Raw genomic sequence first — 16,028 nt, 5'->3', positions numbered from 1 at the left:
TTATGCCTAAAGAACTCCAAAGCCGGATAAAACTCAGGGTTAGGTTTCACGAATGCGATCCCTTGCAAATTGTCTGGCACGGTAATTATTTGAAATATTTTGAGGAAGGCCGGGAAGATTTCGCCAGAAAACACGGAATCTCTTACCTGGATGTAAAAGAAAAAGGATATGCTACGCCGGTTGTAAAATCTCAGTGTGAACATAAACTCCCTTTAATGTACGGAGATGAATTTGTGGTTGAAACCAACTTCATTAATTCTGCCGCTGCAAAGATCATCTTTAGCTATAGGATCTTCAGTGAAGAAAAACTGATCTGTACGGGAGAGACTGTACAGGTTTTTACAGATGAAAAGGGCGAATTAGTGCTGAATAATCCTCCGTTTTTTATAGATTGGAAAAAGAAAATGGATTTGCTTTAAATGAAGAACGTCTATCTGCTTCGGGATGCCATAATTTCACCTATAGGTTTCAATACAAGGGAAAATTTACTTTCCCTGCGTCAGGGAATTTCAGGTTTAAAACTACATAAAGAACCGCAGCAAACCCCTTCGGAATACACCGCAGGGATCATAGAAGATAAGCTTCTGAATGAAAATTTCAGGGAGATAGGAGATCCTGATTCCTATACAAAGCTGGAAAAAATGATGATCCTGGCCGTAGCCGGAATACTTTCGGAGAAAGAAGCTCTTGATTTAGACCAAACAGGGCTTATAATTTCGAGTACCAAAGGGAATATCGATCTCTTGGGTTATGAATCAGGATTTGATAAAAAACGGGTTCTTTTAAGTGAGCTAGGGAAACAAATCAAGGAATTTTTCGGTTTTAAATTGGAGCCGGTAATAGTATCTAATGCCTGTATCTCCGGAGGCTTGGCTCTGTCAGTTGCTAAAAGGCTTATGAATGCCGGTAAATTTCAAAACGCCGTTGTTGTGGCCGGTGACCTGGTTTCAGAATTTGTCCTCTCCGGTTTTAATTCGTTTCAGGCCCTGAGTGAAGGAGCCTGCAAGCCTTTTTCGAAAGACCGAAACGGTATCAGTCTTGGGGAAGCTGCAGCGGGAGTATTGCTCAGTGAAAAAGCAGCGGAAAATAAAGCTAATGTAGCCCTGGTTGCAGAGGCATCTGCCAATGATGCGAATCATATTTCGGGACCTTCAAGAACCGGGGAAGGCTTGTTTAAAAGTATTCAGAATGCATTCAGGTATTCTGGTGTAAAACCCGGACAAATAGATTACCTGTCTGCCCACGGCACGGCTACTCCCTATAATGACGAAATGGAGGCTGTGGCCTTTAATCGTTGTGGATTGGAGAAGACTCCTGTTAACAGTCTTAAAGGATATTACGGGCATACACTTGGTGCATCAGCGCTTATAGAAAGTATTGTCTGTAAACATTCGCTATTGAATGGAGAATTATACCAGTCGTTGAATTTCACAGCATCTGGTGTTTCTAAACCTTTGAATATTATTCAGAATTACAGAAATCAGAACCTGGAATATGCTTTAAAAACTGCATCGGGTTTTGGAGGTAGCAATCTCGCCCTAATCCTTAAAAAAGAGAATAATGGCTAAGGAATTCTTTATATCAGACTGGGTACATATAAGATCAAACCGGATCTTGCGGAATAATGAGGCTGTTCTGGAATCTCCTGAGGAAACGGGAGTAGACGGGTTTTTGAAACAGGCCTATAAAGACTTGCAGATCGGGTTTCCGAAATTCCATAAAATGGACAGGTTATGTAAACTGGGTATTTTGGGCTCTGAAGTTCTGATAGGGAAAGATACACTCTCTCCTGATACGGCAATGGTTCTCTCAAACAAAGCTTCCAGCCTGGATACCGATGTGAATTACAGAAAGTCTATGGAAAGTTTTCCTTCTCCTTCACTTTTTGTTTATACCCTGCCAAATATTGTTTTAGGGGAGATCAGCATCAGGTATAAGCTGCAGAGCGAAAACGTATTTTTTATTTCTGAAAAGTTCGATGCTTCATTAATACAGTTGTATGGCATTTCTTTATTGGAGAACACCAAAACTCCTGAAGTTCTTTGTGGCTGGATAGACTTGCACAATGAGGAATATGATGTATTTTTGTGTCGAATTTCAGAAAAGGGACAACACCATTTTTCTGAAAGGAATCTAAGGAAACTTTACCTACTCGAGAATGACTGACTTACATACCGAATTAAAAAAAAGCATTATTGAACAACTTAACCTGGAAGAAATGCAGGTAAGTGATATTAAAGACGATGAGCCTTTGTTTGGGGACGGCCTTGGGCTTGATTCTATAGATGCCCTCGAGCTCATTGTTCTGCTTGAAAAAGATTACGGAATTAAGCTTACTGACCCAAAACAGGGAAAAGAAATTTTTGTTTCTATAAATCGTATGGCCGAATTTATCGAGAAAAACCGAACGAAATAGGTATGAATAAAGGGGTTGCCGTGACCGGAATGGGGGTTATTTCCTGCATTGGGAATAATGTGGAAGAAAATTATCGTTCCCTTGTTTCCGGAAGACCTGGAATCGGTAAGCCCGAAATACTTAAAAGCATTCATACCCATTTGCCGGTTGGAGAGGTAAAACTCTCCAATGCCGAACTCGCACAATTCTTAGGGCTTAAGGAAGGTCATAGTTTTACACGAGCAGCCTTGTTGGGAGCAATTGCTGCAGGAGAGGCCATTAATAATTCGGGAATCAAAAAACTGGATGGCACAGGAATTATTTCCGGAACCAGCGTAGGCGGTATGGATATGACCGAACACTATTTCAAGGAATTTCCAGAGAGTGAAAAACATTATCGATTTATACAGGCGCAGCACCCGGGTTTCACAACCGGGCAGATAGCAAATTACTTTAAACTGAAAGGTTTTGTAACCACTATTAGTACCGCCTGTTCTTCAGCAGCTAATGCCATCATGCTGGGGGCAAGAATGATAAAAGCCGGCCAGTTGAAGAGGGTAGTGGTTGGCGGTACCGACTGCCTTTCAAAATTTACGCTTAATGGCTTTAATTCTCTTATGATCCTCTCTGAAGCTACCTGCAAACCTTTTGATAAAGATCGCAACGGACTTAATCTGGGGGAAGGTGCGGCTTATCTTGTTCTTGAAGCCGAAGAGCTTATTGAGGGGAAACGCGTCTTGGGTCGGGTTTCCGGATATGCGAACACTAATGATGCATTTCATCAAACCGCCTCTTCCGAAACCGGGGAAGGCGCTTTTCTGGCGATGAAGCAAGCATTAAATAAAGCAGGACTGGTTCCTGGAGAAATCGATTATATTAATTCCCACGGAACAGCTACAGTTAATAATGATCTGTCTGAAAGCCGGGCTTTAGAGAGAATGTTTTCCGGTGACAATTTACCGGATTTTAGTTCGACCAAGGCCTATACCGGGCATTGCCTGGCAGCAGCAGGAGGGCTGGAGGCAGTATTTAGCCTTCTTGGTATGGAAAAGGAACAGGTTTTTCCGAATCTCAATTTTAAAAAACCCATTCCCGAAACCGGATTTGTTCCGGTAACCGAACTTAAACAAAAGAAACTCAATCACATTCTTTCCAATTCTTTTGGTTTTGGAGGAAATTGTTCTTCTTTAATTTTCAGTAAAAATGAAGAATAAGATCTACATACACGGGATGGGGAATATTTCAGCTCAACCTGAAAATGCTGCTTTTTCAGGGACAGTTATGGAATACCGGGAGAATATTATTCCGGCCATAGATGTGGATTATAAACAGTTCATAAAACCTTCAATGTTAAGGCGAATGTCTAAAGCGGTTAAGATGTCACTTGCTGCGGGCCAACTTGCACTGGAGGATGCAGGTCTTGAAAGGCCCGAGATGATTATTACAGGAACTGGTGAAGGCTGTAAGCAGGATACAGAAATTTTTCTGGAACGTCTTCTGGATCAAAATGAAGAGCTTTTAACCCCAACTTCTTTTATACACTCTACGCACAATACAATTGGCGGACAGATCGCCCTGGCATTAAAATGCACCGGTTACAATATGACCTACACACAAAGTTCCTGTTCCATAGAGTCTGCTTTTTTAGACGCTAAACTTCAGTTCCTGGAAGATGATGGAACCGGAAGTATTCTGATCGGGGGAGTGGAGGAAATAGCTGAAAAGACCAGTCGTTTTGGGTTGCTGGATGGGCAGATTAAAAAGGAGAGAACAAGTAATTTAGATCTGCTTAATGCAGGCTCTGAAGGAAGTATAGTTTCGGAAGGGGCACAATTCTTTGCAGTTTCAGGAAAGAAACAGCATAGTACTTATGCAGTGATAAATGATATTCAGATCCATAATTCTCTCGCAGCTGAAGAAACAGAGAGCCGCATAGCTTCATTTTTGAAGGAAAACAATCTTGCTGCCTGTGATCTAGATGCGGTAATGCTGGGCAGGAACGGGGATGCTAAATTCGATCATTACTATAAAGACCTGCAGGAAGGGATGTTTAAGGACAAAGTCCAGCTCGCATTCAAACATCTGAGCGGGGAATACAATACCGCTTCAGGCTATGCAATAAACCTTGTCTGTAAAATGCTAAAATCACAAACCATTCCTGAGGTATTAAAGCTGAATGAAGCAGAGACAGATACACTGAAGCATATTTTGATATATAATCAGTATCTTGGAAAAAACCACGTATTAATTCTTTTAAGTGCCGTTTAGACCATACATCCACGACCTTGTAGGCATAGTGCTGCTCGTCACCGGACTTCTTCTGGTCTATCTTGGAGCAATTCCTCTATGGGTGGTTATTTCGGTCATTTTGTTTTACAGTCTTTTTTTGCTCTTCGTTTCCACCAATGTACGTTTCAATTACTTTGTAAGATCCTTTAACCACAGAAAAGGGATTTCCGAAAGAAAAATAGCCCTTAGTTTTGATGACGGGCCGGTTGAGAACACTCTTAAGGTCCTTGAGATCCTTGATAAATATGAGGTTAAAGCCGGTTTTTTTTGTATTGGCAGCAACATTGAAAAACATCCTGAAATCTTCAGGGAGATCATAAGACGCGGTCACGTTGTTGGGAATCATACCTATTCACATACCAGGATGTTGGGCTTTTTAAGCAGTAAAGCGGTTACAGCCGATATCTTAAAATGCAACGAGGTGGCAGAACGCACAGCTTCGGTTAAAATGAAACTCTTCAGGCCACCTTTCGGGATAGTGAATCCGAAAATAAAAAGAGCACTGGAAGCAACCGGTCACCATTCCATTGGATGGAATATAAGGTCTTTTGATGCAATTTTTAATTCTAAAGATTTAATTTTGAATAGAATTACCCGGAAAATCAATCCTGGAGATGTTATACTTTTACACGATAATATGCTGCATACGCCGGAGATATTGGAACAGTTGTTGCTCTTTTTGCAGAAGAACCGGTATAAGGCGGTAAGGCCCGATAATTTATTTGAAATAGATGCGTATTCTTAAATTTCTTATTTTCTTTATTTCGCTGAATGTGTTTTCTCAACACACGCCGCTCAATGAAGTGGCAGTGAAGGAGTTTAAAGTAAAAACAGCGGAAAAAGCTGCTGCGCTTAAGAGCCTTTCTGGAGACTTTATTCAGTCAAAACATATGGCGATGATAGAGGAAAAAGCCGAGAGTAAGGGTAAATTCTATTACCGGTCGCCTGATATTTTGAAATGGGAGTATGTTACCCCATACGATTACCGTGTCCTTTTTAAGAACGACAAACTTTATCTTAATGATGAGGGTCATAAGAGTGTTACCGACGCCAAATCCAATAAATTAATTGAAAAACTGGCCAAACTTATCTCGGGTAGTGTTAATGGCAAATTACTTGAGGACAACGAAAATTTCAGTACCGAATATTATCGGCATAACGACCAGTTTTTGGTTAAAATGATTCCCAGGGACGAAAACCTCTCTCATATATTCAGGGAGCTTCTGATGGTCTTTGATGAAGATCTTATGGTGAGATCAGTAAAACTGAAGGATGAATCAGGAGATTTCACCAAGATCGAGTTCAAAAACCTCAAGGTAAATCAGCCAATCCCCGATTCGGTATTTCAAAACTAAATTCCTCAGCCTGATATTAAGAGTGGTTAAAAAAGGCTTAGAACCGATAATTCTGTCTATTTTAGTACTGTCAAATCAAAGCCAGGTTAATGTTACTTAAAGATTTTTATTCAGTTCAGGATTCCAAAAAAGAGGGAGATACGTACATTACCAGAATAAAGATCGATAAACATCACAAAGTCTATAAAGGTCATTTTCCCGGCAGACCTGTAACTCCCGGAGTGATCCTGATGCATTTGTTCAGGGAAGAACTGGAAAGGCACACAGCTTCCGTACTTAAATTAGAAAGGGCCACGAACGTAAAATTTATGGCTGTGGTAGACCCAAATCAGGACGAATACCTAACTCTTGAGTCTGAGATAGAGGAATTTGACGGTTTTGTAAAGCTTAAAGGGACAGCTAAGCAAAAGGACAAAACATCCTTAAAGATCAACGCTTTATATCGAAAAGCAGAATAAGCTTTATTTGGCTGTTTTCTTTCTATTGTGATCTGTTTTTAAATCCTATTTTTGCATTCTAAAGAACCTCTGTTTTGAGCAATTCACCTATTTATCAATCTCGTTTCGACAGGCTTAAGTGCTGTATCCTGGTGCCTACCTATAATAATGCAGGTAGTCTGGCCAGTGTTTTGCAGGACCTGTTGTTTTATACAAGCAACCTGATTGTTGTTAACGATGGGTCTACGGATGATACGCTTGATATATTAAAATCATTTCCTCAGCTTTTGGTTCATCATCTGGAGAAGAACAGCGGGAAAGGAGTTGCGCTTAACACTGGTTTCAAAATAGCAGAAAAGGAAGGCTATGATTATGCGATAAGCATAGACTCTGACGGGCAACATTATCCCGATGATCTTGATGTTTTTCTCAGCGAACTCGAAGGCAAAGCCCCGGAAGATAAGGAATTACTGCTTGTTGGAGACCGCAATATGGGACGTGACGGAATTCCGGGAAAAAGCAGTACCGGGAATAAATTCTCAAATTTTTGGTTCCTTGTTGTTACCGGCACCCAATTACACGACACTCAAAGTGGCTACAGGCTTTATCCGCTAAAAGTGGTTAACAGTATCCCTTTATATACCCGAAAATTCGAATATGAAATAGAGATCATAGTTAAGGCAGCCTGGCGACAGGTGAAGGTAAAGAATATTCCTATTAAGGTATTTTATGAAGAAGAGAACAGGGTCACCCATTTCAGGCCATTCTGGGATATTACGCGAATCGTGGTCCTGTATATGTGGTTCGTGCTTGTTAGCTTCCTCTACATCCATCCGCGTGATAAATACAGAGATTTTAAAAAGAAAGGCTTTGCCAGGTTCTGGAAAGAGAATATCATTAAAAGCCAGGAAACCCCACATAAAAAAGCTGCGGCCATAGCACTGGGTGTTTTTGTAGGGATCTCGCCATTTTGGGGTTTGCATACGCTGCTTGTTTTTAGCCTTGCGGCATTGTTCAGGCTTAATAAAGTGGTGGCATTCCTTTTTTCCAACATCAGTATTCCGCCTTTAATTCCTGTGATCATATATGCGAGCTACCAGGCAGGCTCTTTAATTTCGGGAAACGGATTTGACTGGGAGTTACAATTGCAGGATTTCCAGAGCACTTCGGGGGTGTTCACAGGCCTTTGGCAATATATTCTTGGCAGTTTTGCTCTTGCCGGTATTCTTTCCTTTTCTATATGGATTGTGTTTTATTTCTTATTTTCGGTATCTAACCAAAAGCAGGTGATCAAACCTTAGATGTACAGAATTTTCCTAAACCTTTATAAGTTCTTTAAAAAGCACCAGATCCTTGGGTTCTCAATTCTGTTGCTAATTATTGCGCTAACCGGTTTTTCCGCTTCTCAGATCAAACTTGAAGAAGATATCACCAAGCTTATTCCTTCCGGCGAGCGACAGAATGTGATGAAAAGAATTCTTGAGGAAACCGATTTTTCCGACAAGATTATCGTTAGCATCTCGTCAAAATCTGATGACGTCCACCCCGAAAGGCTGAGCTCCTATGCCAGAAAGTTTTTGGATTCTGTAGAGCAACAGCTCCCTGATTATGTACAAGAGGTTGAAGGCCGGGTAGGTGACGAAAGCATAATGGAGGTTTATAATTTTGTTTATGATAACCTGCCATTATTCTTAAATAATGAGGATTACGAGGAGATTTCCCGACGGATCCAGGATGAGGAAATAGAAAAAAGACTTAAAGATGATTATAAAAGTCTGATTTCCCTGCAGGGAATGCTTACCAAAGACTTTATCTACAAGGATCCGCTCTCCATAAACTCACTGGGTCTTGAAAAACTTCAGGAGTTGCAGGTAGGGGACAATTTTGAGCTTTACGATGACTTTGTGATGACCAAAGACCGGAAGCATTTACTGCTTTTTATAAGTCCTGTGTACCCTGCTTCCGAAACTGACAGGAATGAAGATTTTGTAAGATCGCTTAAAAGGATACAGGAGCATTTAAATGAATCTTATAAAAATGTTGAGGGTGACTTTTTTGGCGGAGTGTTATATTCTTTGGCGAATGCAAACCGGATAAAGGATGACATCAGGGTTACCATTGGCATAGCGGTAACTATTCTGTTACTCCTGCTTATCTTCTTCTACCGAAAAATCTATGTCCCGCTCATCCTCTTCATTCCAAGTATAATTGGAGGCTTAACTGCAGTGACAGTTCTTTATTTTTTAAAAGACAGTATTTCTGCTATTTCAGTAGGAATTGGTGCTGTTCTCTTAGGGATAAGCCTGGATTATGCGTTGCACATTCTCACGCATTACCGTAATAATCGCAATATAGAGCAATTATACAAAGAAGTAAGTCTGCCCGTTTTAATGAGTAGTTTTACTACGGCTACTGCATTCTTGTGTCTTTTGTTCGTGAAAAGTGAAGCTTTAAAAGACCTTGGGATTTTTGCAGCGGTAAGTGTTGTAGTGGCTTCAGTTTTTGCACTTGTTCTTATTCCTTTGCTGTATAATGTTTCTGAAGATAAGAAGCTGAAACCTACGTTTCTGGACCGTTTCGCTTCAATACGTTTCTATAAGTTAAGGCCGCTGGTAGTTGCGGTGTTGGCGCTGTTTATAGCCGGGGTCTTCTTCTTTACAAGGGTTGAATTTAACAGTGACATTTCTCAGCTAAATTTTGAACCCAGCCATCTTTCAAAGACCGAGAAAAAGATCAAAGAGATCACGGGAAACAAGGGGAAGGCCGTTTACCTTGTGGCCTATGGGAATACCATAGATGCGGCCCTGCAGCATAACAACTACCTTTATACGAGGTTGAGAGAATTAAAAGAAGCAGATAGTATTAATAGCTTTAGCAGTATTGGTGGGGTGGTGCTTTCTACCAATACTCAAAATTACAAGATTGAGCAATGGGATGATTTCTGGACTTCTGAAAAGAAAGAAGTTCTAAAACAAAAATTGATAGAGAAGTCTGGAGATTATGGTTTCAGGCCGGAAAGCTTCAATTATTTCTACCGGCTGCTTAATAAGGATTTTGATAATATTTTTCTCGAAGATTATCGAAATACGACCAATCTCTACCTGAATGATTTTATTTCTACAAGCCCCGATTTCGCGACGGTAACCACCACGGTAAACCTTCCCGAGGAAAGCTCGGGAGCCTTTGTCGAAGCTTTTAGGGAAAGAGCTGGGATCGTGGCCATTGACCGGAAACAGCTTAACCAGAGTTTTCTGGGTAATCTGAAGGAAGATTTTAACAGGCTTATCGGTTTCTCCATAATAGCGGTTTTTCTCATCCTGCTCATTTTTTACCGGAATATTGAAATTAGCGTTCTCACCCTGCTGCCCATAGGGATAACCTGGGTGATAGCCCTTGGTATAATGGCCATATTCAACATACAGTTCAATATCCTGAATATCATCATATCTACTTTCATATTTGGACTGGGGCTGGATTATAGTATTTTTATAACCAATGCGGCACTAAAGAAATATGAGACGGGTAGAAATGTATTGCCAACTTACCAGACCTCCATTTTAATTTCGGTTATTACAACGCTGCTGGGAATTGGAGCATTGGTTTTTGCGAAACATCCGGCACTAAGGTCGGTTTCGGTGGTGTCGGTTATTGGAGTCTTGTCTGCACTTCTTGTCGCCTTCGTGCTGCAAACAAGAATTTTTAATTTCCTATTCATTAAAAGAGCAGAGCAGGGGCACAGGCCATTCAATATTAAAAAGCCAGATACCTTACTTCGAAAAAAGACCGAACCTTCTGGTGACAGGCTATACCATAAGAGTATAGTTCTGGACAACTATCGCTATAAAAGCGTTTATGAAGAGGTTAGGAAAGACTTTGCAGGCCAGAAAGAACGTTTTCTGAAAGTCTCAAATTTTATAGATAAAAATGATAAGGTACTTCAGACTTCTGCCGGCTACGGACTTCTGCCAGTATACTTGAGCTATAAACATCCTGAAGTGCCCATTACCGCTTTTGAAGCCAATATGGAAAAGCTCCTTATTGCGAAGCAGTGTTTCCGAAGCAGACATCAGCACCTGAAATTCACTGATGAATTTTCTTTGATACCCTCAGACATCAGCGTATTTATAATTCCCGAAGTTCCGGGACCTGAGATTGAGAAAAGTCTGAAAGAAATCATTTCAAAACAAGCCGAAAAAGTGATCATTCTTAATCCGGATATTCCTCACAGATGGCTGCTGGACCTTAATTTTGAGATTAGTTACCGCCAGAACAGAATATTGGTGTTTACCAGGATGAGTTAAATGAAAAGACCTTTTAATTATATAATTCTGATCTTTATTCTGTTGTTCACTTCCTGCGGAATAAAGAGGTCTATGCAGCAAAGGCCCGATATTTCCGGGATAGAAGAAATTGACACTGCAAGGACTAAAATAGGTCAAGATCATTATATTCTTGGAGCAAACAGTCTTCACAAGAATAAGTACGGGGTCTGGGAATTATATGTTGAAGGAAATGCCTTGGAAAGGGGGGTAGCCACCGGAAGTCTTACCCGGGACCTGATCCATAAACAGGAAAATGCCTTTATGGGAAAAATAGAGGAGCTGGTCCCATCTGACTCTTACCGTAATTTCCTTAAAAAAACGGTGTCCTGGTTTAATAGAAAACTCTATCTGCATGTGCCGGAGGAATATAAGCAGGAGATCTACGGCGTTTCCCGGTTTGGCCTTGAGAAATACGATGATTTTGCTCCGGCATATATCAGGATGCTGTATTTTCACGGGGCGCACGATATTGGCCACGCTCTCCAGGACCTGATGCTGGTTGGCTGTACCTCTTTCGCAGCCTGGAACGAACAAACAGAGGACGGACAATTATTGCTGGGTAGGAATTTTGACTTTTACGCTGGTGATAAATTCGCTGAAGATAAGATTGCTGAATTCGTAAATCCTGAAAAAGGTCATAAGTTTATGATGTACACCTGGGGCGGAATGATTGGCACCGTAAGCGGAATGAATGCTAAGGGATTAACCGTAACCATTAACGCAGGGAAATCTAAGATGCCACTTATCGCTAAAACCCCTATCAGTCTTGTGGCCCGGGAAATTTTGCAGTATGCGGGGAATACCGAAGAAGCCATAGCAATAGCCAGGAAAAGAGAGGTATTCGTCTCTGAAGCGATAATGGTAGGGAGCGCAGTTGAGAGAAAAGCAATTCTTATTGAGGTTTCACCTCATAATTTTGGAGTGTATGAGGTTGAAAATTCCAATCGGATGGTATGCAGTAACCATTTTCAGAGTGAAGCTTATTCCGGAGATAAAAGAAATCAGAGAACTATAAAAGAGAGTCATACCGCATACCGTTTTAAGAGAATGCAGCAGCTTCTGGATAATAAGGGACAACTGAATCCTGAGAAAGCTGCGGAAATTCTCAGGAACCGGAAGGGAATTGACGAAAGGCTGATAGGTTATGGAAACGAGAAGGCTATCAATCAATTGCTCGCACATCACGGAATAATCTTTAAACCAGAGGAGAAGAAGGTTTGGGTTTCGGCGAATCCGTATCAGTTAGGAGCTTTTGTTGCCTACGACCTGGATACTGTTTTTAAAGGTTTTGAAGGAGGTCAAGGTCAAAATCCGGTTTTTGATCGGGAGGAAGTAATTCCTGCAGACGATTTTATCTATTCTGACAAATTCAGGGATTATGAGGAATTTCGTAAACTGAGTCAGGAGATTAATACCAATTTGAATAAGGAAGAACCGGTTTCAGAAGAAAAAATCGAGCGTTTAAAAAAACTGAATCCGTATTACTGGAAGGCATATATGATGGCCGGCCGGTATTATTACAATAAGGAAGAATATAAAAAAGCGGTGATCAACTTTAAACAGGCCCGAAAAAGGGAAGTGACTACCTTACCCGATGAACAGTACCTGGATAAAATGATCAGGAAGAGCTACCGCAAAATGCATTAATATGACCGATCTCTATAATTCTGAACCTGAAATAATTAAGAAAAGGCAATGGGAGCTTCTGAAAGAGCAGCTTCATTATGCCGCTGTGCATTCTCCTTTCTATTCCGAATTGCTTTCCGGGAAGAATATCGATCCTGAAAAGGTAAACAGTATTGAAGATTTCAGGAAGATACCAATAACTTCAAAGGAAGACCTGCAAACCCGCAATCAGGAATTCTTTGCAATACCTAAAGAAGAGGTTATAGATTATGTTACCACCTCAGGAACCTTGGGGAAACCGGTCAGTTTTGCTTTAAATGAAGCGGATCTGGAACGTTTGGCTGAAAATGAATACCAGTCATTTAAAACCGTAGGCGTGCAGCCTTCAGATACGGTTCAGATCACCACCACCTTAGACAGACGGTTTATGGCGGGAATGGCCTATTTCCTGGGCTTGCGAAAACTGGGAGCGGGAATTGTCCGTACCGGAAGCGGCCTTCCGCAACTGCAATGGGAATCAATCAAAAGGTTTAAGCCGCAATATATTATTGCCGTGCCTTCCTTTCTTTTGAAAATGATAGCCTACGCCAAAGCGAATGGTATAGATTATAAAAATTCTTCGGTAAAAGCAGCGATCTGTATAGGTGAGCCCTTAAGAAATTTTGATTTTGGCTTAAATGCCCTGGGTAAAAGGATCAATGAACTTTGGGATATAGAGCTATTCTCTACTTATGCCTCTACGGAAATGGCAACGGCGTTTACTGAATGTAGTTTTCATAAAGGCAATCACAGTTTACCGGACCTGATCTTTACAGAGATCCTCGATGAAAGTGGTAATCAGGTAAATCCCGGAGAAACAGGGGAATTAGTAGTAACACCACTACAGACAAAGACAATGCCCCTTTTAAGGTTTGCAACAGGGGATATGCTTACCTATTACCCCGGGAACTGCGCCTGCGGAAGAAACAGCCTCAGGCTAAGTTCGGTTTTAGGTCGAAAAAAACAAATGATCAAACTAAAGGGGACCTCTCTTTACCCTCAGCAGATTATTGAAGCCCTGAATTCCTTTCCTGAGGTGGAAAACTTTGTAATAGAATCACGATTAAACGATTTTGGCACCGACGAGATCACGGTTAAGATTCCTAAAGAACATTCTTCTGAATGTGTAGAGCGTCTGAAAACCCACTTTAAATCGGAATTACAGGTAACCCCTTTTATTGTACAGGTAAGTAAGGAAGTTATAAATGAATTGAAATTCCCAAAAGAAAGCAGGAAACCACAGGTCTTCAGAGATTACCGAAAAGATGCTGTTTAATCCTCTTTAATCTTTTTACAAATCAGCACTATCTTTTCGTTTTTTAGACTGGTAGTAAAGAAAACATACAGCTCACCACCATCCTTAATTCTAAACTTCTTTTTTAGATTTTCTACAGATTCGGGGAAATTCCGTGTGCTTATATTCGCCTTTAAACCTTTAAAGTACTTCTTTAATTCTTTAGGGTTAAAATTCTTTAATTCAGTTATTTTAAATCTTCTTCCAGGAAATTTTTTTAAATCATCAGAAGTGTAAAGATGTGAATGTTGGTGCAATTTGAAGGTGCCCGTTTTAACAGCGAGTTCCTCGAACAACCCGCTTTTCATAATGGCCGGATTAGGCTCATATATATATTTTCCCGGACGGCTGTATTGTGCTTTTTCATTAGATCCTGCACCGGAACCTTCAAAAAATTGAATTTCATTTTTCCTGAAATTTATCGTTTTTAAGGCCGCGGCTTCGGTGTGAGCCTTTTCCAGCAGCCAAAGTAATTCCTTTACCTCATTATTAACCGAAACAATGTGTATTTCCTTTACATTTTTCAGTTCAGCAGTTCCTGCTTTCAGGTCGAGCAGAGGAGAGGTCTTTATCAGGATTTTGTCAGCCTTTTCAAATATTAAATCCATATTACCTGCCACATCGGGAGTGCAGTCAGCAAGCCTGAAAACCTTTCCCCCGTGATTATCACGTCTGGCAGGATCCAGGTAGATCCAGTTAAAAACCCCCTCAGTATTCTTAAGGAATTCCAGTCCGTTTCCTTTGATCACCTCTATATTATTTGCTTTTAACTGCTTAAAGTTATGTTCAGCAAGCTCTGCAAGCTCTTTGTTTAATTCACAATAGAATATCTGATCCATCTTTTTGGAAAAGAAATAGGAATCTATGCCAAAGCCGCCCGTAAGATCGGCCATTTTGGTCCCGCTTACCAGTGAGGCCTTATATTCAGCGGTGACTTCAGAGGATGTTTGCTCCAGATTAAGTTTTGGAGGGTAAATGATATTCCCGGTCTTGAACCAGGTGGGAAGTTTCTTTTCAGCTGTATTCAGCCCGGAGATCTGCTCTGCCAGTTCCTGAGGGCTAACATCAGGATAAGGGCTGCCGGATAGTACAAGCCTGGTAATCTCTGTCTTTCGATTGCTCCGGATAAATTCCTGAACATCGGGATGTAAAAGTGCCTTATTCAAAACAGAAGATTTAAAGGTCCCTGGTAAGTCGCTTTACGATCTTATATTCGCTTAAAGATTCCTTGGCGATCACTTTTAAAGCGGTATAAAAAGGAACAGCCACAACCATTCCTGTGATCCCGAAAAGCAGTCCTGCAATAAGGATGATAAGGAAGATCTCCAGTGGATGCGACCTAACACTGGCTCCAAATATCATCGGTTGAGAGATAAGGTTATCTATCACCTGGCAAATTCCGTATCCCAGCATCACATAAGCCAGTTTTGGTAAAATGATGGTTTGGAAATCGGCTCCAAGGTTACTCGAGATTACAAATAATGCCATCAGGATACCCGCAAACACGGGGCCTAAATAGGGGACCAGATTCAGCGTTGCGCAAATAAAGGCAATAGCTATAGGGTTATTGATCTCAAATACGCTCAGCAAAATGGTGTATAAAATGAACAATACCGTCACCTGCATCGTTAAGCCTACGAAATAGCGGGAAAGCAAAATTTTGATCTTGTTGAAGACCCTCTGGAACTTTTTTTCTTCCCCGTGATTAGCAAAAACAAGGATACTGTTAAGCATTAATTTGCTGTCTTTAAGCAGGAAGAAAGAAATAAACAGGATGGAGAAGACCGCAACAAGCGTAGCTCCAAGTATACCGAAGACATTATTCAGAAACTTTGGAATAATGCTCACATCAAAATTCCGGACAAATTCGCTTCGTTTTAATCCTTCAATGATGTTGATCTCTTCAACGCCCAGATAGGCATTTATCTGGTTATTAAGTTCGTTAAGGTCACTTTTGAAGGCTTCAATATCTATCTGCCCCAGATATTTGCTCTGTTCTATTATTATTGGAACAAAAACAAAAATGATCCCTATAAAAATGGCCAGTACCAGCAGCAGCACAATGATAACCGCGAGCTGATTGGGAATTTTGAGCTTATGTTTCAGGAAGATCACCACTGGCCTCCCAATAAGAGAGATGACTCCCGCAATAGCGATATAAACTAAAACTGACTGGATCTCGTATAGAAAGTAAAGCAGGAGAATGATCCCCAGCACGATTCCTATCGCTCTTAAAAGTCCGTAAGCTATGGATTTCGAATTCACAGGGTA

At 40.9% G+C, this 16,028-nt stretch carries 15 protein-coding genes; 13 read left to right on the top strand and 2 right to left on the bottom strand.

Annotation, left to right across the window (positions count from 1 at the left end):
- The first annotated feature begins 2 nt into the window (after positions 1–2).
- The 13 genes from ACFQ3Q_RS09460 (at position 3) to ACFQ3Q_RS09400 (ending at position 13,739) form a co-directional block, all read left to right on the top strand.
- Positions 3–419 carry an acyl-CoA thioesterase gene (locus ACFQ3Q_RS09460; protein ID WP_380745143.1) on the top strand — a complete coding sequence of 139 codons (417 nt, stop codon included), beginning with the start codon at positions 3–5 and terminating at the stop codon, positions 417–419.
- Complete coding sequence (locus ACFQ3Q_RS09455; RefSeq protein ID WP_380745141.1) at positions 420–1,568, top strand: beta-ketoacyl synthase N-terminal-like domain-containing protein; 1,149 nt, start codon at positions 420–422, stop codon at positions 1,566–1,568.
- The gene (locus ACFQ3Q_RS09450) at positions 1,561–2,166 is read left to right on the top strand and encodes a hypothetical protein (protein ID WP_380745139.1); all 606 of its coding nucleotides are present in this window, start codon (positions 1,561–1,563) and stop codon (positions 2,164–2,166) included. Before ACFQ3Q_RS09455 ends, ACFQ3Q_RS09450 begins: the two co-directional genes overlap by 8 nt.
- Positions 2,159–2,416 (top strand): phosphopantetheine-binding protein, encoded by a 258-nt coding sequence (locus tag ACFQ3Q_RS09445; protein WP_380745137.1) that lies wholly within the window; start codon positions 2,159–2,161, stop codon positions 2,414–2,416. The genes ACFQ3Q_RS09450 and ACFQ3Q_RS09445 overlap by 8 nt, the downstream gene beginning before the upstream one ends.
- Positions 2,417–2,418: 2 nt before the next feature.
- Complete coding sequence (locus tag ACFQ3Q_RS09440; protein ID WP_380745136.1) at positions 2,419–3,609, top strand: beta-ketoacyl-[acyl-carrier-protein] synthase family protein; 1,191 nt, start codon at positions 2,419–2,421, stop codon at positions 3,607–3,609.
- Positions 3,599–4,663 carry a beta-ketoacyl synthase N-terminal-like domain-containing protein gene (locus ACFQ3Q_RS09435; RefSeq protein ID WP_380745134.1) on the top strand — a complete coding sequence of 355 codons (1,065 nt, stop codon included), beginning with the start codon at positions 3,599–3,601 and terminating at the stop codon, positions 4,661–4,663. The genes ACFQ3Q_RS09440 and ACFQ3Q_RS09435 overlap by 11 nt, the downstream gene beginning before the upstream one ends.
- Entirely contained in the window at positions 4,653–5,429 is a 777-nt protein-coding gene (locus ACFQ3Q_RS09430) for a polysaccharide deacetylase family protein (protein ID WP_380745132.1), read from the top strand. The genes ACFQ3Q_RS09435 and ACFQ3Q_RS09430 overlap by 11 nt, the downstream gene beginning before the upstream one ends.
- Complete coding sequence (locus ACFQ3Q_RS09425) at positions 5,416–6,039, top strand: LolA family protein (RefSeq protein WP_380745130.1); 624 nt, start codon at positions 5,416–5,418, stop codon at positions 6,037–6,039. The genes ACFQ3Q_RS09430 and ACFQ3Q_RS09425 overlap by 14 nt, the downstream gene beginning before the upstream one ends.
- An 89-nt stretch (positions 6,040–6,128) precedes the next feature.
- The gene (locus ACFQ3Q_RS09420) at positions 6,129–6,497 is read left to right on the top strand and encodes a hydroxymyristoyl-ACP dehydratase (RefSeq protein ID WP_380745129.1); all 369 of its coding nucleotides are present in this window, start codon (positions 6,129–6,131) and stop codon (positions 6,495–6,497) included.
- A gap of 74 nt (positions 6,498–6,571) precedes the next feature.
- The gene (locus tag ACFQ3Q_RS09415; protein WP_380745127.1) at positions 6,572–7,777 is read left to right on the top strand and encodes a DUF2062 domain-containing protein; all 1,206 of its coding nucleotides are present in this window, start codon (positions 6,572–6,574) and stop codon (positions 7,775–7,777) included.
- Positions 7,778–10,777, top strand: coding sequence for an MMPL family transporter (locus tag ACFQ3Q_RS09410; protein WP_380745125.1), 3,000 nt, complete (start codon positions 7,778–7,780; stop codon positions 10,775–10,777).
- Positions 10,778–12,445 (top strand): C45 family autoproteolytic acyltransferase/hydolase, encoded by a 1,668-nt coding sequence (locus tag ACFQ3Q_RS09405; protein ID WP_380745124.1) that lies wholly within the window; start codon positions 10,778–10,780, stop codon positions 12,443–12,445.
- Position 12,446: 1 nt separating this feature from the next.
- Positions 12,447–13,739, top strand: coding sequence for a phenylacetate--CoA ligase family protein (locus ACFQ3Q_RS09400; protein ID WP_380745122.1), 1,293 nt, complete (start codon positions 12,447–12,449; stop codon positions 13,737–13,739).
- Here ACFQ3Q_RS09400 and ACFQ3Q_RS09395 read toward each other — a convergent pair.
- Both ACFQ3Q_RS09395 and ACFQ3Q_RS09390 read right to left on the bottom strand, forming a co-directional pair.
- The gene (locus tag ACFQ3Q_RS09395; protein WP_380745120.1) at positions 13,736–14,923 is read right to left on the bottom strand and encodes a class I SAM-dependent methyltransferase; all 1,188 of its coding nucleotides are present in this window, start codon (positions 14,921–14,923) and stop codon (positions 13,736–13,738) included. The two genes, ACFQ3Q_RS09400 and ACFQ3Q_RS09395, sit on opposite strands and share 4 nt — an antisense overlap.
- Before the next feature lie 10 nt (positions 14,924–14,933).
- Positions 14,934–16,022: an AI-2E family transporter gene (locus ACFQ3Q_RS09390; protein ID WP_380745118.1), complete on the bottom strand. Its 1,089-nt coding sequence runs from the start codon at positions 16,020–16,022 to the stop codon at positions 14,934–14,936.
- Between the last annotated feature and the right edge of the window lie 6 nt (positions 16,023–16,028).

It is taken from the genome of Salegentibacter chungangensis (assembly GCF_042678405.1).
Taxonomy (GTDB): domain Bacteria; phylum Bacteroidota; class Bacteroidia; order Flavobacteriales; family Flavobacteriaceae; genus Salegentibacter_A; species Salegentibacter_A chungangensis.
This window is presented reverse-complemented; position numbering and strand designations above follow the sequence as displayed.

Excerpts from the sequence above, each read along its gene's own strand:
- ACFQ3Q_RS09460 (WP_380745143.1), top strand. The coding sequence starts at position 3 with ATGCCTAAAGAACTCCAAAGCCGGATAAAACTCAGGGTTAGGTTTCAC.
- ACFQ3Q_RS09455 (WP_380745141.1), top strand. The coding sequence starts at position 420 with ATGAAGAACGTCTATCTGCTTCGGGATGCCATAATTTCACCTATAGGT.
- ACFQ3Q_RS09450 (WP_380745139.1), top strand. The coding sequence starts at position 1,561 with ATGGCTAAGGAATTCTTTATATCAGACTGGGTACATATAAGATCAAAC.
- ACFQ3Q_RS09445 (WP_380745137.1), top strand. The coding sequence starts at position 2,159 with ATGACTGACTTACATACCGAATTAAAAAAAAGCATTATTGAACAACTT.
- ACFQ3Q_RS09440 (WP_380745136.1), top strand. The coding sequence starts at position 2,419 with ATGAATAAAGGGGTTGCCGTGACCGGAATGGGGGTTATTTCCTGCATT.
- ACFQ3Q_RS09435 (WP_380745134.1), top strand. The coding sequence starts at position 3,599 with ATGAAGAATAAGATCTACATACACGGGATGGGGAATATTTCAGCTCAA.
- ACFQ3Q_RS09425 (WP_380745130.1), top strand. The coding sequence starts at position 5,416 with ATGCGTATTCTTAAATTTCTTATTTTCTTTATTTCGCTGAATGTGTTT.
- ACFQ3Q_RS09420 (WP_380745129.1), top strand. The coding sequence starts at position 6,129 with ATGTTACTTAAAGATTTTTATTCAGTTCAGGATTCCAAAAAAGAGGGA.
- ACFQ3Q_RS09410 (WP_380745125.1), top strand. The coding sequence starts at position 7,778 with ATGTACAGAATTTTCCTAAACCTTTATAAGTTCTTTAAAAAGCACCAG.
- ACFQ3Q_RS09405 (WP_380745124.1), top strand. The coding sequence starts at position 10,778 with ATGAAAAGACCTTTTAATTATATAATTCTGATCTTTATTCTGTTGTTC.
- ACFQ3Q_RS09400 (WP_380745122.1), top strand. The coding sequence starts at position 12,447 with ATGACCGATCTCTATAATTCTGAACCTGAAATAATTAAGAAAAGGCAA.